Genomic DNA, 19980 nt, shown 5'->3' on the forward strand with positions numbered 1-19980 from the left:
CACCCGCTATGGCCGCCCATTTCAGAGCGTTACACGACTAAGACCGAGTCTTAGCCGAGGCTGATCTGCACTTCCACACCGGCCGCAAGATCAAGCTTCATAAGAGCATCAACGGTTTTATCCGTTGGCTGGACGATGTCCAGAACGCGCTTATGAGTACGGATCTCGTACTGGTCACGCGCGTCTTTGTTGACGTGCGGGGAGACCAGAACGGTGAACCGCTCTTTACGGGTAGGCAGTGGAATTGGACCACGCACTTGAGCACCAGTACGTTTCGCGGTTTCCACGATTTCCTGGGTGGATTGGTCGATCAGGCGATGGTCAAAAGCCTTCAACCTGATACGGATTTGCTGATTTTGCATTGGATTTCAGACTCCGGCTGCTATTCCCACCGGGCGCAATACGCCCGTTAAAAGGAGGCGCAATTCTATAGACGCCCCAGATAGGTGTCAACCCAATAAAAAAGCCCCCGCTAAGCGGGGGCTTTTTCAACTCATCAAAGCTTACTCAAAAAGAGCTTACTCGATGATTTTGGCTACGACGCCAGCGCCGACGGTACGACCGCCTTCACGGATAGCGAAACGCAGACCGTCTTCCATTGCGATGGTTTTGATCAGGGTAACAGTCATCTGAATGTTGTCACCTGGCATTACCATTTCAACGCCTTCTGGCAGCTCGCAGTTACCAGTCACGTCAGTAGTACGGAAGTAGAACTGTGGACGGTAGCCTTTGAAGAACGGAGTATGACGACCGCCTTCTTCCTTGCTCAGAACGTAAACTTCTGCGGTGAACTTGGTGTGCGGCTTAACCGAACCTGGCTTAACCAGAACCTGGCCACGCTCAACGTCGTCACGCTTGGTACCACGCAGCAGAACGCCGCAGTTCTCGCCAGCACGACCTTCGTCGAGCAGTTTGCGGAACATTTCAACACCGGTGCAGGTGGTGACGGTGGTGTCACGCAGACCAACGATTTCCAGTGGATCCTGAACGCGAACGATACCGCGCTCGATACGGCCAGTCACAACAGTACCACGACCCGAGATCGAGAATACGTCTTCGATTGGCATCAGGAACGGCTTGTCGGTCAGACGAACTGGCTCTGGGATGTAGCTATCCAGAGTTTCAACCAGTTTACGAACGGCAGTGGTGCCCATTTCGTTTTCGTCGTTGCCTTCCAGAGCCATACGAGCAGAACCGATGATGATCGGAGTGTCGTCACCTGGGAAGTCGTAAGTGCTGAGCAGGTCGCGAACTTCCATCTCAACCAGTTCCAGCAGCTCTGCGTCGTCTACCAGGTCAGCCTTGTTCAGGAAAACCACGATGTACGGAACGCCTACCTGACGGGACAGCAGGATGTGCTCACGGGTTTGCGGCATCGGACCATCAGCGGCCGAGCAAACCAGGATAGCGCCGTCCATCTGAGCAGCACCGGTGATCATGTTCTTCACATAGTCAGCGTGACCTGGGCAGTCAACGTGAGCGTAGTGACGGATCAGCGAGTTGTATTCAACGTGCGCGGTGTTGATGGTGATACCACGAGCTTTCTCTTCTGGTGCGCTGTCGATCTTGTCGAAGTCAACACGAGCCGAACCGAAAACTTCGGAGCAGACGCGAGTCAGAGCAGCAGTCAGAGTGGTTTTACCGTGGTCAACGTGACCGATGGTGCCAACGTTGACGTGCGGAAGGGAACGATCAAATTTTTCTTTAGCCACGACAATTAACTCCTAGCCTAAAGGACTGAATCAGCCTTGTTTTTTGGTTACAGTTTCGACGATGTGCGACGGAGCTGTATTGTATTTTTTGAATTCCATAGAGTAGCTTGCGCGACCTTGGGACATGGAACGAACGTCGGTCGCATAACCGAACATCTCGCCCAACGGAACCTCGGCACGAATTACTTTACCGGAAACCGTATCTTCCATACCCAGGATCATGCCGCGACGACGGTTAAGGTCGCCCATCACGTCACCCATATAGTCTTCAGGTGTAACAACCTCTACAGCCATGATCGGCTCAAGCAACTCACCACCGCCCTTCTGGGCCAGTTGCTTGGTCGCCATGGAAGCAGCCACCTTAAACGCCATCTCGTTCGAGTCGACGTCATGGTAGGAACCATCAAACACGGTAGCCTTCAGGCCGATCAGCGGATAGCCGGCAACAACGCCGTTCTTCATCTGCTCTTCGATACCCTTCTGGATAGCCGGGATGTATTCCTTAGGAACCACACCACCCACTACTTCGTTCAGGAATTGCAGACCTTCCTGACCTTCGTCAGCAGGAGCAAAGCGAATCCAGCAATGACCGAACTGGCCACGACCGCCGGACTGACGAACGAACTTGCCTTCGATTTCGCAGCTCTTCGTGATGCGCTCACGGTACGAAACTTGAGGCTTACCGATGTTGGCTTCGACGTTGAACTCACGGCGCATCCGGTCAACCAGGATGTCCAGGTGCAACTCGCCCATGCCGGAGATGATCGTTTGACCAGTCTCTTCATCAGTCTTGACGCGGAAAGACGGGTCTTCCTGAGCAAGTTTGCCCAGAGCGATACCCATTTTTTCCTGGTCATCCTTGGTCTTAGGCTCTACGGCAACCGAAATAACCGGCTCCGGGAAGTCCATGCGAACCAGGATGATTGGCTTGTCAGCGTTGCACAAAGTCTCACCAGTGGTGACGTCCTTCATGCCGATCAAGGCCGCGATGTCACCAGCGCGAACTTCCTTGATCTCTTCGCGGGCGTTTGCGTGCATTTGCACCATACGACCCACACGCTCTTTCTTGCCTTTAACCGAGTTGATCACGCCGTCGCCGGAGGCCAACACGCCCGAGTAAACTCGAACAAAGGTCAAGGTACCCACGAATGGGTCGGTAGCGATCTTGAACGCCAGAGCCGAGAACGGCTCGCTGTCGTCTGCGTGACGCTCCATTTCCTTGGTCTCGTCATCCGGGTCAGTACCCTTGATGGCAGGAATGTCGGTAGGAGCAGGCAGGTAGTCGATAACGGCGTCGAGAACCAGGGGAACGCCCTTGTTCTTGAAGGAAGAACCGCAAACAGCCAGAACGATCTCGCCAGCAATAGTACGCTGACGCAGAGCGGCCTTGATTTCCGCGTTGGTGAGTTCTTCACCTTCGAGGTACTTGTTCATCAGCTCTTCGCTGGCTTCTGCCGCAGCTTCAATCATGTTGCTGCGCCACTCGTCAGCCAATTCCTGCAATTCAGCAGGGATAGGCTCGCGACGTGGAGTCATGCCTTTGTCAGCGTCATTCCAGTAAACAGCTTCCATGGACATCAGATCGATCTGACCCTGGAAGTTGTCTTCGGAACCGATAGCCAACTGGATTGGCACCGGAGTGTGACCCAGACGCTGCTTGATCTGACCGATCACGCGCAGGAAGTTTGCACCAGCACGGTCCATCTTGTTTACGTAAACAAGACGTGGAACGCCGTACTTGTTGGCCTGACGCCATACGGTTTCCGACTGAGGCTCAACACCCGAGGTACCGCAGAACACAACGACCGCGCCGTCGAGAACACGCAGGGAACGCTCAACTTCAATAGTGAAGTCAACGTGGCCCGGGGTGTCGATGACGTTGAAGCGATACTGATCTTTGTGCTGCTTCTCGGAACCCTGCCAGAAGGCGGTAATAGCAGCAGAAGTAATGGTAATACCACGCTCCTGCTCCTGCACCATCCAGTCTGTGGTCGCGGCGCCGTCATGCACCTCGCCCATTTTGTGACTTTTGCCAGTGTAAAAAAGGACGCGCTCGGTGGTGGTGGTTTTACCAGCATCCACGTGAGCAACGATACCAATGTTACGGTAGCGATTAATCGGTGTAGTACGAGCCATAAAGCCCTCGCAAAATTAGTGACGCTAAAATTAGAAGCGGTAGTGCGAGAAAGCCTTGTTGGCTTCAGCCATACGGTGCACGTCTTCACGCTTCTTAACTGCAGCACCTTTGCCTTCAGCAGCGTCCAACAGTTCGCCAGCCAAACGCAGAGCCATAGACTTCTCGCCGCGCTTACGGGCGAAGTCTACCAACCAGCGCATTGCCAGAGCGTTACGACGGGACGGACGAACTTCGACCGGAACCTGGTAAGTAGCACCGCCTACACGGCGCGACTTTACTTCGACCAGCGGAGCGATGGCGTCGAGAGCTTTCTCGAAGATTTCCAGGGGGTCGCTGTTCTTGCGTTCTTTAACCTTCTCCAGCGCGCCATAAACGATACGCTCGGCAACGGCTTTCTTGCCGCTTTCCATCACGTGGTTCATGAACTTGGCCAGGATTTGGCTTCCGTATTTTGGATCGTCAAGCACTTCGCGCTTGGCTGCTACGCGTCTTCTTGGCATGGATAAGCCCTCAAACGGTCTTCAGGTTCGCTCGGAATCAGTGCCCTTTCGGGACGCCTCCGACCTTACTCTTATCGACTCAGAAAAATAGATGATTCAGTTTTTACAAAAAGCCACTACTACTTAGGCTTCTTGGTACCGTACTTCGAACGACCTTGGTTACGACCTTTAACGCCGGAAGTATCCAAAGAGCCGCGAACGGTGTGGTAACGAACACCTGGCAAGTCTTTTACACGACCGCCGCGGATCAGTACCACGCTGTGCTCTTGCAGGTTGTGGCCTTCACCGCCGATGTACGAGGAAACCTCGAAACCGTTGGTCAGACGCACACGGCATACTTTACGCAGTGCCGAGTTAGGTTTTTTCGGCGTGGTGGTATACACACGGGTGCATACGCCACGACGTTGCGGGCAGTTCTGCAGCGCAGGCACGTCGGATTTCTCGACGATACGCTTACGCGGCTGACGTACCAGCTGGTTGATAGTTGCCATCTACTAGCTCCACTGTTGTCTTGCGACGCTATTGTCTTGCAAGAAAAGCAAAATGGCAGGAACGAATTCCCGCCAAATTTAGGGGTACAAGAGTCTAAAGAGGATCTTGTCCCCAGTCAAGACAAGGCCCCGACCTTCCCGCTTATCCAACCTCGACAAAATGTCTTGATTCGATGAACGGAACGATCAGGGCCTTGGCTCATTTATCGCAGAACTCAGTTACCGCTCGAGTTCAGCGCTTCGGTCAGTGCAGCTTCCACTTCACTGGCGCTTACGCGCAACGGTTTGTCAGCATCACGACGGCGTTTACGCTCGCTGTGATAAGCCAGACCGGTACCAGCCGGGATCAGACGACCCACGACCACGTTTTCTTTCAGGCCGCGCAGGTAATCGCGCTTGCCGGTTACCGCCGCTTCGGTCAGTACGCGAGTGGTTTCCTGGAAGGAAGCCGCCGAGATGAACGATTCGGTGGACAACGACGCCTTGGTGATACCCAGCAGCACGCGAGTGAACTTGGAAACGAATTTCTCGTCGTTCGCCAGGCGCTCGTTCTCTACCAATACGTGAGTCAATTCCATCTGGTCGCCCTTGATGAAACTGGAATCGCCGGATTCAGCGATTTCAACTTTACGCAGCATCTGACGCAGGATGGTCTCGATGTGCTTGTCGTTGATCTTCACGCCTTGCAGACGGTAAACGTCCTGGATCTCGTTCACGATGTACTTGGCCAGCGCACTTACACCCAGCAGACGCAGGATGTCGTGTGGATCGCTCGGGCCGTCGGAGATAACTTCGCCGCGGTTTACCTGTTCGCCTTCGAAGACGTTCAGGTGACGCCACTTCGGAATCAGCTCTTCGTACGGATCGCTACCGTCGTTCGGAGTGATGACCAGACGGCGCTTGCCTTTGGTCTCTTTACCGAACGCGATGGTGCCGCTGACTTCAGCCAGAATCGAGGCTTCTTTCGGACGACGGGCTTCGAACAAGTCGGCAACACGCGGCAGACCACCGGTGATGTCACGGGTCTTCGAAGTCTCTTGCGGAATACGAGCGATAACATCACCGATCGCGATTTTCGCACCGTCCGCAACACCGACCAGGGCGTTGGCTGGCAGGAAGTACTGAGCGATAACGTCAGTGCCTGGCAGCAACAGATCCTTGCCGTTGTCATCAACCATCTTCACAGCAGGACGGATATCTTTACCGGCAGCTGGACGGTCTTTGGCGTCGAGGACTTCAATGTTGGTCATACCGGTCAATTCGTCAGTCTGACGCTTGATCGTGATGCCTTCTTCCATGCCCACGTAGGTCACGGTACCTTTCATTTCGGTAACGATTGGGTGAGTGTGCGGATCCCACTTGGCCACGATTGCGCCAGCGTCGACCTTGTCACCTTCTTTAACCGAAATCACAGCACCGTACGGCAGCTTGTAACGCTCGCGCTCACGACCGAAGTCATCAGCGATTGCCAGCTCACCGGAACGGGACACAGCAACCAGGCAACCATCCACTCGCTCAACGTGCTTCAGGTTGTGCAGACGGACGGTACCGCCATTCTTCACCTGAACGCTGTCAGCTGCGGAGGTCCGGCTTGCCGCACCACCGATGTGGAACGTACGCATGGTCAGCTGGGTACCCGGCTCACCGATGGACTGGGCAGCGATAACGCCGACCGCTTCACCGATGTTCACCTGGTGACCACGAGCCAAGTCACGGCCGTAGCACTTGGCGCAAATGCCGTAGCGGGTTTCGCAGCTGATCGGCGAACGCACGATCACTTCGTCGATGCTGTTCAGCTCGATGAACTCGACCCACTTCTCGTCTACCAGAGTGCCGGCAGGAACGATAACTTCCTCGGTACCTGGCTTGAATACGTCACGGGCAATGACACGACCCAATACGCGCTCACCCAACGGCTCAACAACGTCACCGCCTTCAATGTGCGGAGTCATTACCAGGCCATGTTCGGTGCCGCAATCGATCTCGGTCACAACCAGATCCTGCGCCACGTCTACCAGACGACGAGTCAGGTAACCGGAGTTCGCAGTTTTCAACGCGGTATCCGCCAAACCTTTACGAGCACCGTGAGTCGAGATGAAGTACTGAAGTACGCTCAAACCTTCACGGAAGTTCGCAGTAATCGGCGTTTCAATGATGGAGCCGTCCGGCTTGGCCATCAGGCCACGCATACCGGCGAGCTGACGGATCTGCGCAGCAGAACCCCGTGCGCCCGAGTCGGCCATCATGTACATCGAGTTGAAGGACTCTTGGTCGACTTCGACGCCATGACGGTCGATGACTTTCTCTTTCGAGAGGTTGGCCATCATCGCCTTGGAAACTTCGTCGTTCGCCTTGGACCAAAGGTCGATTACTTTGTTGTACTTCTCGCCCTGGGTTACCAGGCCGGAGGCGTACTGACTTTCGATCTCTTTCACTTCGTCGGTAGCAGCACCGATGATGCGGGCTTTTTCATCCGGGATAACGAAGTCGTTAACACCGATGGAAACGCCGGAAATAGTCGAATAGGCAAAACCGGTGTACATCAACTGGTCAGCGAAGATCACGGTCTCTTTCAAACCAACCACGCGGTAGCACTGGTTGATCAGCTTGGAGATCGCCTTTTTCTTCATCGGCAGGTTGACAACGTCGTACGACAGACCTTTTGGTACAACCTGGAACAACAGCGCACGGCCGACAGTGGTGTCGACGATACGAGTGTTGGTCACGCTGCCGCCATCACGGTCATTGACGGTTTCGTTGATCCGCACTTTGACTTTTGCGTGCAGTGCGGCTTCGCCGGCACGGAACACACGGTCAACTTCTTGCAGATCCGCGAACACACGACCTTCGCCCTTGGCGTTGATCGCTTCACGAGTCATGTAGTACAGACCCAATACAACGTCCTGCGACGGAACGATGATTGGCTCACCGTTGGCTGGCGACAGAATGTTGTTGGTCGACATCATCAACGCACGCGCTTCCAACTGGGCTTCCAGTGTCAGCGGTACGTGCACGGCCATTTGGTCGCCGTCGAAGTCGGCGTTGTACGCAGCACAGACCAGAGGGTGCAGCTGGATAGCCTTACCTTCGATCAGAACTGGTTCAAACGCCTGGATACCCAGACGGTGAAGGGTCGGTGCACGGTTGAGAAGCACTGGGTGTTCGCGGATAACTTCAGCGAGAACGTCCCAAACTTCCGGCAGCTCGCGCTCAACCATCTTCTTCGCAGCTTTGATGGTGGTAGCGAGACCACGCATTTCCAGCTTGCCGAAAATGAACGGTTTGAACAGCTCGAGAGCCATTTTCTTCGGCAGACCGCACTGGTGCAGACGCAGGGTCGGACCTACGGTAATTACCGAACGACCCGAGTAGTCAACACGCTTACCGAGCAAGTTCTGACGGAAACGACCTTGCTTACCCTTGATCATGTCAGCCAGGGATTTCAGAGGACGTTTGTTGGAACCGGTGATAGCGCGGCCACGACGACCGTTGTCGAGCAGTGCATCGACGGCTTCCTGCAACATACGCTTTTCGTTGCGCACGATGATGTCCGGAGCGGACAGATCGAGCAGACGCTTCAAGCGGTTGTTACGGTTGATCACTCGACGATACAGATCGTTGAGGTCGGAAGTCGCGAAGCGACCGCCATCCAGCGGGACCAGTGGACGCAGATCTGGCGGCAGAACCGGCAGAACGGTCAGCACCATCCATTCTGGAAGGTTGCCGGAACCCTGGAAGGCTTCCATCAACTTCAGACGCTTGGACAGCTTCTTGATTTTGGTTTCGGAGTTGGTTTGCGGAATTTCTTCACGCAGACGGCCAATCTCGTGTTCCAGGTCGATAGCGTGCAGCAGTTCGCGGACAGCTTCGGCACCCATGCGGGCATCGAAATCGTCGCCGAACTCTTCCAGCGCTTCGAAGTACTGCTCATCGTTCAGCAGCTGACCTTTTTCAAGGGTGGTCATGCCTGGATCGATAACGACATAGCTCTCGAAATAGAGAACGCGTTCGATATCACGCAGGGTCATGTCCATCAGCAAGCCGATACGCGACGGCAGCGATTTCAGGAACCAGATGTGGGCAACTGGCGAGGCCAGTTCGATGTGCGCCATGCGCTCACGACGAACTTTAGCCAGCGCGACTTCAACGCCGCACTTCTCGCAGATCACACCACGGTGCTTCAAGCGCTTGTACTTACCGCACAGGCACTCGTAATCCTTTACCGGGCCAAAGATCTTGGCGCAGAACAGGCCGTCACGCTCAGGTTTGAACGTACGGTAGTTGATGGTTTCCGGCTTTTTAACTTCACCGAACGACCACGAACGGATCATCTCAGGCGATGCCAATCCAATACGGATGGCGTCGAACTCTTCGACTTGACCCTGGTTTTTCAGCAAATTCAGTAGGTCTTTCAAGGCCTTTCCTCCTGGCGGAGCAGAGAGCGGGCAATCCTGCCCCGCTCTCGATTCGCGTCACGTGTTATTCGGTTTCCAGATCGATATCGATGCCGAGGGAACGAATTTCCTTGATCAACACGTTGAAGGACTCGGGCATGCCCGGCTCCATACGGTGATCGCCATCCACGATGTTTTTGTACATCTTGGTACGGCCGTTCACATCGTCCGACTTCACTGTGAGCATTTCTTGCAGAGTGTAAGCGGCACCGTATGCTTCCAGTGCCCAGACCTCCATCTCCCCGAAACGCTGACCACCGAACTGCGCCTTACCACCCAGCGGCTGCTGGGTAACCAGGCTGTACGAACCGGTAGAACGAGCGTGCATCTTGTCGTCTACCAAGTGGTTCAGCTTCAGCATGTACATGTAGCCAACAGTAACCGGGCGCTCGAACTTGTTGCCGGTACGGCCGTCGGTCAGCTGCATCTGGCCGCTTTCTGGCAGGTCTGCCAGTTTCAGCATGGCCTTGATTTCGCTTTCCTTGGCGCCGTCGAACACTGGAGTGGCCATTGGAACGCCGCCACGCAGGTTCTTCGCCAGATCCAGGATTTCCTGATCAGAGAAGCTATCCAGATCTTCGTTACGACCGCCGATCTCGTTGTAGATCTCGTGCAGGAACTTGCGAAGCTCGGCGACTTTGCGCTGCTCTTCGATCATCCGGTTGATCTTCTCGCCCAGACCTTTGGCCGCGAGGCCCAGGTGGGTTTCAAGGATCTGACCAACGTTCATACGCGAAGGTACGCCCAACGGGTTGAGGACGACGTCGACCGGGGTGCCATTGGCATCGTGCGGCATGTCTTCAACCGGCATGATCACGGAGACCACACCTTTGTTACCGTGACGACCGGCCATCTTGTCGCCCGGCTGGATGCGGCGACGGATTGCCAGGTAAACCTTGACGATTTTCAGCACGCCTGGAGCCAGGTCATCGCCCTGCTGCAGTTTGCGCTTCTTGTCTTCGAACTTGTCGTCCAGCAGACGGCGGCGATCAACGATGTAGGCCTGAGCCTTCTCGAGCTGCTCGTTCAGAGCATCTTCAGCCATGCGCAGTTTGAACCACTGACCATGCTCAAGACCGTCGAGAACTTCGTCGGTGATGTCCTGACCTTTCTTCAGACCGGCGCCGCCTTCGGCTTTATGGCCGACCAGAGCGGAACGCAGACGTTCGAAAGTGGCGCCTTCAACGATACGGAACTCTTCGTTCAGATCCTTGCGGATCTCGTCGAGCTGAGTCTTCTCGATCGACAGTGCACGAGCATCACGCTCAACGCCGTCGCGGGTGAAGACCTGTACGTCGATGACAGTACCCTTGGTACCGGTAGGTACACGCAGGGAGGTGTCTTTAACGTCGCTGGCTTTTTCACCGAAGATGGCACGCAGCAGCTTCTCTTCCGGAGTCAGTTGAGTCTCGCCTTTCGGAGTGACCTTACCGACCAGAATGTCGCCTGCGCCAACTTCAGCACCTACGTAAACGATACCGGCTTCGTCCAGCTTGTTCAGTGCAGCTTCACCCACGTTAGGGATGTCTGCAGTGATTTCCTCAGGCCCAAGCTTGGTGTCACGTGCCACACAGGTCAGTTCCTGAATGTGGATCGTGGTGAAGCGATCTTCCTGAACAACACGCTCGGACAGGCAGATGGAGTCTTCGAAGTTGAAGCCGTTCCATGCCATGAACGCGATGCGCATGTTCTGACCCAGAGCCAGCTCACCCATGTCGGTGGACGGACCGTCGGCCATGATGTCGCTGCGCTGGACCCGATCACCTTTACGCACCAGCGGACGCTGGTTGATGCAGGTGTTCTGGTTAGAGCGGGTGTATTTGGTCAGGTTGTAGATGTCGACACCAGCTTCGCCGGTTTCAACTTCGTCATCAGCAACACGAACCACGATACGGCTGGCGTCCACGGAATCGATAACGCCGCCACGACGAGCCACGACGCAAACGCCGGAGTCACGAGCTACGTTACGCTCCATGCCGGTACCGACCAGCGGCTTGTCAGCGCGCAGGGTTGGTACAGCTTGACGCTGCATGTTCGAACCCATCAACGCACGGTTGGCGTCGTCGTGCTCGAGGAACGGGATCAGCGACGCTGCAACCGAAACTACCTGCTTCGGCGATACGTCCATCAAGGTGACGTCTTCCGGCGCCTTGACGGTGAACTCGTTCAAGTGACGAACAGCTACCAGCTCGTCGATCAGGACTTTCTTGTCGTTCATCGTGGCCGAAGCCTGAGCGATCACGTGATCAGCTTCTTCGATGGCGGACAGGAACACGATCTCGTCGGTGACCAGAGCGTCTTTCACCACACGGTACGGGCTCTCGAGGAAGCCGTACTGGTTGGTGCGCGCATAGGCGGCCAGGGAGTTGATCAGACCGATGTTCGGACCTTCCGGCGTTTCGATCGGGCATACACGACCGTAGTGAGTCGGGTGTACGTCACGAACTTCAAAGCCGGCACGCTCACGAGTCAAACCGCCAGGGCCGAGTGCTGACACACGACGCTTGTGGGTGATCTCGGACAGCGGGTTGTTCTGGTCCATGAACTGGGACAGCTGGCTGGAACCGAAGAACTCTTTCACCGCCGCAGCCACTGGCTTGGCGTTGATCAGGTCTTGCGGCATCAGGCCTTCGCTTTCAGCCATCGACAGACGCTCTTTGACCGCACGCTCAACACGTACCAGGCCAACGCGGAACTGGTTCTCGGCCATTTCGCCTACGCAGCGAACACGACGGTTACCCAGGTGGTCGATGTCATCGACGATGCCTTTACCGTTACGGATGTCGACCAGAGTCTTCAGAACCGCGACGATGTCTTCTTTGCACAACACGCCCGAACCTTCGATCTCGGTACGACCGATACGACGGTTGAACTTCATCCGGCCGACCGCAGACAGATCATAGCGCTCAGGGCTGAAGAACAGGTTGTTGAACAGCGTCTCGGCAGCGTCTTTGGTTGGCGGCTCGCCTGGACGCATCATGCGATAGATCTCGACCAGCGCTTCCAATTGGTTGCTGGTGGAGTCGATCTTCAGGGTGTCGGAGACGAACGGACCGCAGTCGATATCGTTGGTGTACAGAGTTTCGATGCGGACAACCTGAGCCTTGGCGATTTTCGCCAGGATTTCGGTGTTCAGCTCGGTGTTGCACTCTGCCAGGATTTCGCCGGTTGCCGGATGCACGATGACCTTGGCGGTAGTGCGACCCAGGACGTAGTCCAGAGGCACTTGCAGCTCTTTGATCCCGGCTTTTTCCAGCTGGTTGATGTGGCGAGCGGTGATACGACGACCTTGCTCGACAATAACCTTGCCTTTGTCATCCAGGATATCCAGGACAGCAATTTCACCACGCAGGCGCTGAGGCACCAGTTCCAGGCTGAGGTTTTCACCTTGCACGTGGAAGACGTTGGTGGTGTAGAACGCGTCGAGCACTTCTTCAGTGGTATAGCCGAGCGCGCGCAGCAGTACCGATGCAGGCAGCTTGCGACGACGGTCGATACGCACGAACACGCAGTCTTTCGGATCGAACTCGAAGTCCAACCACGAACCGCGGTAAGGAATGATGCGCGCGGAGTACAGCAGTTTGCCGGAGCTGTGCGTCTTGCCACGGTCGTGGTCGAAGAACACGCCCGGGGAACGGTGCAGCTGGGAAACGATTACACGCTCGGTACCGTTGATTACGAAGGTACCGTTCTCAGTCATCAGGGGGATTTCACCCATGTAGACTTCTTGCTCTTTGATGTCCTTGATCGCTTTGTTCGACGATTCTTTGTCGAAAATGATCAGGCGCACTTTTACCCGCAAAGGTACGGCATAAGTTACACCGCGCAATACGCATTCTTTGACATCAAATGCCGGTTCGCCCAGGCGATAACCGACGTACTCCAGCGCAGCATTGCCGGAGTAGCTGATGATCGGGAAAACGGATTTGAAGGCCGCATGCAGGCCCACGTCGCGGAACTGATCTTTAGTCGCTCCCGCTTGCAAGAATTCACGATACGAATCCAGCTGGATGGCCAGGAGGTACGGCACATCCATGACGTCCGGCAACTTGCTAAAGTCCTTGCGGATACGTTTTTTCTCAGTATATGAGTAAGCCATCAGCGTTCCCCAGCTTGGTCACCTGCTTGTTTGGCCCCTCCCGACGGGAGCAGCCAGAAAATCGTGCAAACCCCATGGTTTGCGCCACCGCATCGGGTGGTTACAACTCGTTATCAGCACCGACCCAGTCGGCTGCCAATAACGGAAAAAGGCCGGTGGCAAGAGCCACCAGCCATCAGCCTTTCGCTTAACGCTCGGGCTGGAGGAGCAAAGTCGATGCTTACTTCAGCTCGACTTTAGCGCCTGCTTCTTCCAGTACTGCTTTGGCTTTGTCAGCTGCGTCTTTGGCAACAGCTTCCAGAACCATGGCAGGAGCGCCGTCAACTACAGCCTTGGCTTCTTTCAGGCCCAGACCGGTCAGTTCACGTACAGCCTTGATCACGTTAACTTTCTTCTCGCCAGCTTCGGTCAGCATGACGTTGAATTCAGTTTGCTCTTCAACAACAGCGGCAGCAGCAGCTGGACCAGCCGATGCAGCAGCAGCGGTAACGCCGAATTTTTCTTCGAAAGCTTTGATCAGCTCAACAACTTCCATTACGGACATGTTGCCAACTGCTTCAAGGATATCGTTCTGAGAGATAGACATGAATCTAATTCCTGATATTGGGGACGGCCTACGCGACCATCGAAATAAACAAAAAACGCGAGAAGGAGACGAGCCTTAGGCTGCGGCAGCTTCTTTTTGGTCGCGAACTGCCGCCAGAGTACGAGCCAACTTGCTGGTAGCGCCTTGAATCACGCTCATCAGCTGAGAAATAGCTTCGTTACGGGTCGGCAGGGTTGCCAGTACGTCGATCTGATTAGCTGCGAGGAACTTGCCCTCGAACGCAGCTGCCTTGATCTCGAACTTATCCTGACCTTTTGCGAACTCTTTGAAGATACGAGCAGCAGCGCCCGGATGTTCTTTGGAGAATGCAATCAAGGTAGGGCCGGTGAACACGTCGTTGAGAACACTGTATTCAGTGTCGGCAACGGCGCGCTTGAGCAGGGTGTTACGTACAACACGTACGTAAACGCCAGCTTCACGAGCCTCTTTACGGAGTCCGGTCATTGCGCCTACTGTTACGCCACGGGCATCAGCCACGACAGCGGACAGAGCGACTTTGGCAGCCTCGTTGACTTCAGCGACGATGGCCTTCTTGTCTTCGAGTTTAATTGCCACGGGTTTAACTCCTGCTTGTTACCGTTTCATCCAACCGGAGCCGGATGTCGTTTTGGTGTCTGATTCGGTAAGGAACCGGGAGCACCATCTGCGTAGGCTTGAGGTTTAAGACTTGCGTCGCCTACGGTCTTGGATAGCCCCCGCCAGGCAGGGACCCCAATCTTTCAATTGGCGCAATCGCTTGCGCCAACCTGTGTCTTACGCGTCGAGCGAGCTTTGGTCGATGACCAGACCTGGGCCCATGGTGGTGCTCAGGGTAACGCGCTTGACGTAAATGCCTTTCGAGGAAGCTGGCTTGATACGCTTCAGATCAGCGATCAGGGCTTCAACGTTTTCCTTCAGCTTGACGGCGTCGAAGCCAATCTTGCCAACGGAAGTGTGGATGATGCCGTTTTTGTCGGTGCGATAACGAACCTGACCAGCCTTGGCGTTTTTAACCGCGGTAGCTACGTCTGGAGTTACGGTGCCGACTTTAGGGTTAGGCATCAGGCCACGTGGACCGAGGATCTGACCCAACTGACCTACAACGCGCATTGCATCCGGGGATGCGATAACTACGTCATAGTTCAGGTCGCCGCCTTTCATTTCGGCAGCCAGGTCGTCCATACCTACACGGTCAGCGCCGGCAGCCAGAGCGGCCTCAGCAGCTGGACCCTGGGTGAACACAGCAACGCGAACAGTCTTGCCAGTGCCGTGTGGCAGCACAGTAGCGCTACGAACGACCTGGTCGGATTTACGCGGGTCAACACCCAGGTTCACAGCAACGTCGAACGACTCGCTGAACTTGACAGTCGACAGTTCAGCCAGCAGAGCAGCAGCGTCTACAAAGTTGTAGGACTTGCCTGCTTCGATTTTGCCGGCGATAGCCTTTTGACGCTTGGTCAACTTAGCCATTACACACCCTCCACGTTAAGGCCCATGCTACGAGCAGAACCGGCGATGGTACGCACGGCTGCTTCCATATCAGCTGCAGTCAGATCCGCGTTTTTAACTTTCGCGATTTCTTCCAGCTGAGCACGAGTCACAGTGCCAACCTTAACGGTGTTCGGACGAGCGGAACCGCTAGTCAGACCAGCCGCCTTCTTCAGCAGAACCGAAGCAGGGGTGGATTTGGTTTCGAAAGTGAAGCTACGGTCGCTGTAGACAGTGATGATCACTGGAGTCGGCAGACCTGGCTCAATACCCTGAGTACGGGCGTTGAAAGCCTTGCAGAATTCCATGATGTTCACGCCGTGCTGGCCCAGAGCAGGACCAACAGGTGGGCTTGGGTTAGCCTGAGCGGCCTTCACTTGCAGCTTGATGTAAGCGGTAATCTTCTTGGCCATGAGGCACTCCAATTACGGGTTCGAACGCCTCGAAAGGCTCCCCGGTTACTTGCGCGTTTATCCCAGTGACGACAAAACCCCACAGCCTAGGGCTGCGGGGTTGGGATGCTTGCTCAGCTAGACTTTTTCGACCTGGCTGAACTCTAGCTCTACCGGAGTAGAGCGACCGAAAATGAGCACTGCCACTTGAATCCGGCTCTTTTCGTAGTTAACTTCTTCAACCGTGCCGGTAAAGTCGGCAAACGGCCCGTCGTTGACACGCACCGACTCACCAGGCTCGAACAACGTCTTCGGCTTAGGCTTATCGCTACCATCAGCGACACGACGCAGAATCGCTTCTGCCTCTTTGTCTGTGATTGGTGCAGGCTTATCAGCGGTACCGCCAATGAAACCCATCACCCGAGGAGTATCCTTGACCAAGTGCCAAGTACCCTCGTTCATGTCCATCTGAACCAGCACATAACCTGGGAAGAACTTACGCTCGCTTTTGCGCTTCTGGCCATTACGCATTTCAACCACTTCTTCAGTGGGAACCAGAATTTCGCCAAAGCCATCTTCCATGCCAGCCAGCTTTACGCGCTCTACTAACGAGCGCATGACATGCTTCTCGTAACCGGAGTAAGCATGCACAACGTACCAACGCTTAGCCACGGGACACCCTTAGCCGACAATCAAGGAAACAAGCCAGCCGAGCAGGGAATCAAGACCCCACAACAGCAACGCCATAACCAACACAACAGCGACAACGATCAACGTGGTCTGCGTGGTTTCTTGGCGAGTTGGCCATACGACTTTACGAATCTCGGTGCGAGCTTCCTTAACCAGTACAAAGAAAGACTTGCCCTTGACTGTTTGCAGGCCTACGAAGGCAGCCACAGCAGCGATGACAAGCAATGCAAGTACGCGGTACAGGATCGGCGAAGCAGAGTAATACTGATTACCAACAACGCCAACAACCACCAAAGCGACTACTACTAGCCACTTGAGCAGATCGAAGCGAGAGCCTTGAGCTTCAGCTTTAGGAGTCATCTATGAAGATCCTGTGAAAAGAAAGCCAGACACACCAGGTGAATCTGGCAGGTCAGGAGGGAATCGAACCCCCAACCTACGGTTTTGGAGACCGTCGCTCTGCCAATTGAGCTACTGACCTAAAACAAAATCAGGCCGACCATTATGCCGACCCGAAAAAGACATTACAACACCTTACTCGACAGCCTCAACCCTAAGGCCAAAGCCACCCGCGCAACCAGCCAACAAAAAACAACAAGCCCTGATCGCAACCCTTAAAACAAAGGCAGATATTTTCATATCTGCCTTGTTATATGGAGCTCTTGAGCGGATTTGAACCGCTGACCTCACCCTTACCAAGGGTGTGCTCTACCAACTGAGCTACAAGAGCGTAACACTTTGCAGGACCTGCAAACTTGGAGCGGGTAGCGGGAATCGAACCCGCATCATCAGCTTGGAAGGCTGAGGTTCTACCACTAAACTATACCCGCGAGGCTTGCAGCTCTCGCTAAAAATGGTGGAGGGGGAAGGATTCGAACCTTCGAAGTCGTAGACGTCAGATTTACAGTCTGATCCCTTTGGCCGCTCGGGAACCCCTCCTAAGCGAGCCGGCATTCTATATCATGCCAGCCTTCTGTCAAGCATTTTCTCATTAAAAACCTGAGGTTAGCTGCGTTGACATCGCTTCGTTGTGTTTGCCGTTAAAGGCGTTCACTGCGAAGCGGGCGCCATTCTATTCAAACTATTCAGCGGGTGCAACCCCCTCGCACGGCATTATTTTATGTTTTAACTCATTGAATTCTCTAGAAAGGTTTTGCAGCTGAACCTCACCCAGCCAACGCCGGCTTTCAGGGGCGATCCGAACCCAATAACCCGCGAATTCAAGATGATCCTTTGGCAGGAGCTGATACTTGATTTCCATGCCATTCAAGCGCCGTTCAACTGCCTGAACCGCTTCTTGACGAACAAAACCACCCAAGTACAAACAACTATTGTCCGGCAGAGCAGCCTTCCCCTTATCAAGGACCGGATCAGCCGCCTCGCTCAACAAGCGAATATCCTGCTGCCCTCCCCTATACAAACTGAGAGGAGTGACATCCTTCGCGCGCAGAGGAGCCTCTTGTTGGTGCCAGATGTAATAGAACACATTCAGAACAAGCAGCAGCAGAAACAACCAACGCATAAGAACCTCAGGACAAAGGACATGCCATAGCCAAACCCACAAATACCAGGTCCGGAACCACTCTAGCCTCTGGCACAATCTCAGAAACCAACCCGGCATCCCCACCGGTCAGAAACACGGAGAAATCCGCCCCCCAGTAGCTACGCGCAAGCTCCAGCTGGGTCAGAACAAAGCCTCTAAGCATCAACGAGCACCCCCGCTCAACCGCTTCGACGGTTGTGCGACCTGGAACGAGACTCTCCATGGCGCGCTCAGCTGCCAGATCCCCATAACGAATTTTACGGGTATGGGTGCGCAATTGATTTCGCATCAATGGCATTCCCGGACAAATAAACCCCCCGAGATGCTCTCCATCACCGGCAACGAAATCCGCAGTGACAGCAGTACCAAAATCAAGCACCAGGCATGCACCCGACGCTAATTGGAACCCCCCAAGCATCGCCAGCCAGCGGTCGAGCCCCAGGCGTTCGAACTCTTCATAGCCATTACGAACCCCCGACATTTCGCGAGCGGGCGCAGCGCAAACTACTGACACTCCAAAAGTGTCGGTCAGCAGAGTAATCAATGCACCGGTCTCTTCTGCCGTTCGGACACTGACCAATCGGCAAAACTTGAGGGCGAGCCCCTTGAGCGCGCTCAAACTCTCCAGCAATGCAAGATTAGAGTCGACGACGCCCTCGCCAACCGTCTGGCGAGCATCAGCTTCAAGCACTCGCCACTTGATAAAACTGTTTCCGCAGTCGAGCTCAAGAATCATCACGCAACCTCAAGCTGAGCTCACCACCACTAAAGACTTTTTCCACACCGCCCACCTTCAAGCGCAGAGCACCCTGACTATCAATACCCAGTACCTCGCCATCTATATGGTTAACTCCGGCGATCAACGACACCGCCCGACCCTGCCACAGATGATTCTGCTCCCACTCAGCCTGGATAGCGGAAAATCCGCCGACTTGATGTCGACTCAAATAAACCTGGAGCATCTGCCCCAACTGCGCGACCAAGTGATTGCGATCGAATGTCCGCCCCGACTCGAGCCGCAAGGACGTCCACTGCTGATCAACCTCGTCGGTCATCTGCATGTTCACATTGATCCCGACACCCAGAACCACATGACACACATCAGCAGGATCGCCTACCAACTCAAGCAGTATCCCCGCGAGCTTTTTTTGACCAACAAGAACATCGTTGGGCCATTTCAAACCTGCATCTGATACGCCCAGCGCTCGCAAGGTTTGCAGGACAGCAAGTCCAACAACAAGGCTCAAGCCTTCCAACTGGCGCATGCCACCCTCAATACGCAGCACCAGACTGTAATAGATATTTTCCGCGAAAGGACTCGCCCACTTACGCCCGCGGCGCCCACGGCCAGACGTCTGCCGCTCGGCAAGCACAAGAAATGGCGCTACCTGACCACGCTCTATTGCACGCAGCGCCTCGGCGTTAGTGGAGTCAATTGAATCGAAAACCAGAATGGGCCAATCACAAGAAGGCGCCTGCTCTGCTATTGCGACAGAGTCGAGCAGTGTCAACGGCGAGGCCAATTGATAACCACGCCCCCGCACCTTGTGGATGGACAAGCCAAGCTCAGCCTCGAGAAGCTGAAGCTGCTTCCACACAGCACTGCGACTGACACCTAAAGCGGTGCCCAGGGCCTGGCCTGAATGGAATCGGCCATCCTTAAGAAGCTTTAACAACGTCAGCATGCAAGTCCCGCCTCACAATGAGGCCCGCATGATAGCCATGCCTTGAGCCGTTGCATAGAAACCGTACTGGGCAGATTTTCCTGCGGGCAAAACAAAACCCCAACTGCTTTCGCAATTGGGGTTTCGGAATTTAATCTTGACGATGACCTACTCTCACATGGGGAAACCCCACACTACCATCGGCGATGCATCGTTTCACTGCT

General features: G+C 54.9%; 16 protein-coding genes and 4 tRNA genes. All 20 read right to left on the bottom strand.

Going from position 1 to position 19980, the window contains the following annotated elements:
* Positions 1-50: 50 nt before the first annotated feature.
* The 20 genes from rpsJ to birA all read right to left on the bottom strand — a co-directional run bounded on the left by rpsJ (position 51) and on the right by birA (position 19777).
* On the bottom strand, positions 51-362 hold the full coding sequence (rpsJ, locus tag IB245_RS16640; protein WP_003186070.1) for a 30S ribosomal protein S10: 312 nt from the start codon (positions 360-362) through the stop codon (positions 51-53).
* Between the two features lie 156 nt (positions 363-518).
* The gene (gene tuf / locus IB245_RS16645; RefSeq protein WP_008030895.1) at positions 519-1712 is read right to left on the bottom strand and encodes an elongation factor Tu; all 1194 of its coding nucleotides are present in this window, start codon (positions 1710-1712) and stop codon (positions 519-521) included.
* Positions 1713-1742: 30 nt separating this feature from the next.
* Entirely contained in the window at positions 1743-3848 is a 2106-nt protein-coding gene (gene fusA, locus IB245_RS16650; protein WP_008030893.1) for an elongation factor G, read from the bottom strand.
* Between the two features lie 30 nt (positions 3849-3878).
* Positions 3879-4349, bottom strand: coding sequence for a 30S ribosomal protein S7 (rpsG, locus tag IB245_RS16655; RefSeq protein WP_002555493.1), 471 nt, complete (start codon positions 4347-4349; stop codon positions 3879-3881).
* 119 nt (positions 4350-4468) lie between these two features.
* Complete coding sequence (rpsL, locus tag IB245_RS16660) at positions 4469-4840, bottom strand: 30S ribosomal protein S12 (RefSeq protein WP_002555494.1); 372 nt, start codon at positions 4838-4840, stop codon at positions 4469-4471.
* 215 nt (positions 4841-5055) lie between these two features.
* Positions 5056-9255, bottom strand: coding sequence for a DNA-directed RNA polymerase subunit beta' (rpoC, locus tag IB245_RS16665; RefSeq protein ID WP_008030891.1), 4200 nt, complete (start codon positions 9253-9255; stop codon positions 5056-5058).
* Between the two features lie 64 nt (positions 9256-9319).
* A complete protein-coding gene (gene rpoB / locus IB245_RS16670; protein WP_008030889.1) occupies positions 9320-13393 on the bottom strand; it encodes a DNA-directed RNA polymerase subunit beta in 4074 nt (1357 codons plus the stop codon).
* 220 nt (positions 13394-13613) lie between these two features.
* Complete coding sequence (rplL, locus tag IB245_RS16675; protein WP_008030886.1) at positions 13614-13979, bottom strand: 50S ribosomal protein L7/L12; 366 nt, start codon at positions 13977-13979, stop codon at positions 13614-13616.
* Positions 13980-14054: 75 nt separating this feature from the next.
* Entirely contained in the window at positions 14055-14555 is a 501-nt protein-coding gene (rplJ, locus tag IB245_RS16680; RefSeq protein ID WP_008030884.1) for a 50S ribosomal protein L10, read from the bottom strand.
* A 198-nt stretch (positions 14556-14753) separates the two neighbouring features.
* Positions 14754-15449: a 50S ribosomal protein L1 gene (gene rplA, locus IB245_RS16685; protein WP_008041297.1), complete on the bottom strand. Its 696-nt coding sequence runs from the start codon at positions 15447-15449 to the stop codon at positions 14754-14756.
* Positions 15449-15880 carry a 50S ribosomal protein L11 gene (rplK, locus tag IB245_RS16690; protein WP_008030880.1) on the bottom strand — a complete coding sequence of 144 codons (432 nt, stop codon included), beginning with the start codon at positions 15878-15880 and terminating at the stop codon, positions 15449-15451. Before rplK ends, rplA begins: the two co-directional genes overlap by 1 nt.
* 117 nt (positions 15881-15997) lie before the next feature.
* Positions 15998-16531 (bottom strand): transcription termination/antitermination protein NusG, encoded by a 534-nt coding sequence (gene nusG / locus IB245_RS16695; RefSeq protein WP_007896622.1) that lies wholly within the window; start codon positions 16529-16531, stop codon positions 15998-16000.
* A 9-nt stretch (positions 16532-16540) separates the two neighbouring features.
* The gene (gene secE / locus IB245_RS16700; RefSeq protein ID WP_007896620.1) at positions 16541-16909 is read right to left on the bottom strand and encodes a preprotein translocase subunit SecE; all 369 of its coding nucleotides are present in this window, start codon (positions 16907-16909) and stop codon (positions 16541-16543) included.
* A 45-nt stretch (positions 16910-16954) separates the two neighbouring features.
* Positions 16955-17030: transfer RNA gene (locus IB245_RS16705), tRNA-Trp, on the bottom strand.
* A 173-nt stretch (positions 17031-17203) separates the two neighbouring features.
* Positions 17204-17279 (bottom strand) — tRNA-Thr (locus IB245_RS16710).
* A gap of 26 nt (positions 17280-17305) precedes the next feature.
* Positions 17306-17379: transfer RNA gene (locus IB245_RS16715), tRNA-Gly, on the bottom strand.
* Positions 17380-17403: 24 nt separating this feature from the next.
* Positions 17404-17488, bottom strand: a tRNA-Tyr gene (locus tag IB245_RS16720).
* A gap of 142 nt (positions 17489-17630) precedes the next feature.
* Positions 17631-18071, bottom strand: coding sequence for a hypothetical protein (locus IB245_RS16725; RefSeq protein ID WP_008041291.1), 441 nt, complete (start codon positions 18069-18071; stop codon positions 17631-17633).
* A 7-nt stretch (positions 18072-18078) separates the two neighbouring features.
* Entirely contained in the window at positions 18079-18828 is a 750-nt protein-coding gene (locus tag IB245_RS16730; protein ID WP_008030876.1) for a pantothenate kinase, read from the bottom strand.
* Positions 18818-19777 (bottom strand): bifunctional biotin--[acetyl-CoA-carboxylase] ligase/biotin operon repressor BirA, encoded by a 960-nt coding sequence (gene birA, locus IB245_RS16735; RefSeq protein ID WP_008030874.1) that lies wholly within the window; start codon positions 19775-19777, stop codon positions 18818-18820. Before birA ends, IB245_RS16730 begins: the two co-directional genes overlap by 11 nt.
* Between the last annotated feature and the right edge of the window lie 203 nt (positions 19778-19980).

The organism is Pseudomonas sp. PDM02, assembly GCF_014852285.1.
Lineage (GTDB): Bacteria > Pseudomonadota > Gammaproteobacteria > Pseudomonadales > Pseudomonadaceae > Aquipseudomonas > Aquipseudomonas migulae.

Bases quoted from the DNA above. Each gene is read 5' to 3' on its own strand.
- rpsJ (WP_003186070.1), bottom strand. From the start codon at position 362: ATGCAAAATCAGCAAATCCGTATCAGGTTGAAGGCTTTTGACCATCGC.
- fusA (WP_008030893.1), bottom strand. From the start codon at position 3,848: ATGGCTCGTACTACACCGATTAATCGCTACCGTAACATTGGTATCGTT.
- rpsG (WP_002555493.1), bottom strand. From the start codon at position 4,349: ATGCCAAGAAGACGCGTAGCAGCCAAGCGCGAAGTGCTTGACGATCCA.
- rpsL (WP_002555494.1), bottom strand. From the start codon at position 4,840: ATGGCAACTATCAACCAGCTGGTACGTCAGCCGCGTAAGCGTATCGTC.
- rpoB (WP_008030889.1), bottom strand. From the start codon at position 13,393: ATGGCTTACTCATATACTGAGAAAAAACGTATCCGCAAGGACTTTAGC.
- rplL (WP_008030886.1), bottom strand. From the start codon at position 13,979: ATGTCTATCTCTCAGAACGATATCCTTGAAGCAGTTGGCAACATGTCC.
- rplA (WP_008041297.1), bottom strand. From the start codon at position 15,449: ATGGCTAAGTTGACCAAGCGTCAAAAGGCTATCGCCGGCAAAATCGAA.
- rplK (WP_008030880.1), bottom strand. From the start codon at position 15,880: ATGGCCAAGAAGATTACCGCTTACATCAAGCTGCAAGTGAAGGCCGCT.
- secE (WP_007896620.1), bottom strand. From the start codon at position 16,909: ATGACTCCTAAAGCTGAAGCTCAAGGCTCTCGCTTCGATCTGCTCAAG.
- IB245_RS16725 (WP_008041291.1), bottom strand. From the start codon at position 18,071: ATGCGTTGGTTGTTTCTGCTGCTGCTTGTTCTGAATGTGTTCTATTAC.
- IB245_RS16730 (WP_008030876.1), bottom strand. From the start codon at position 18,828: ATGATTCTTGAGCTCGACTGCGGAAACAGTTTTATCAAGTGGCGAGTG.
- birA (WP_008030874.1), bottom strand. From the start codon at position 19,777: ATGCTGACGTTGTTAAAGCTTCTTAAGGATGGCCGATTCCATTCAGGC.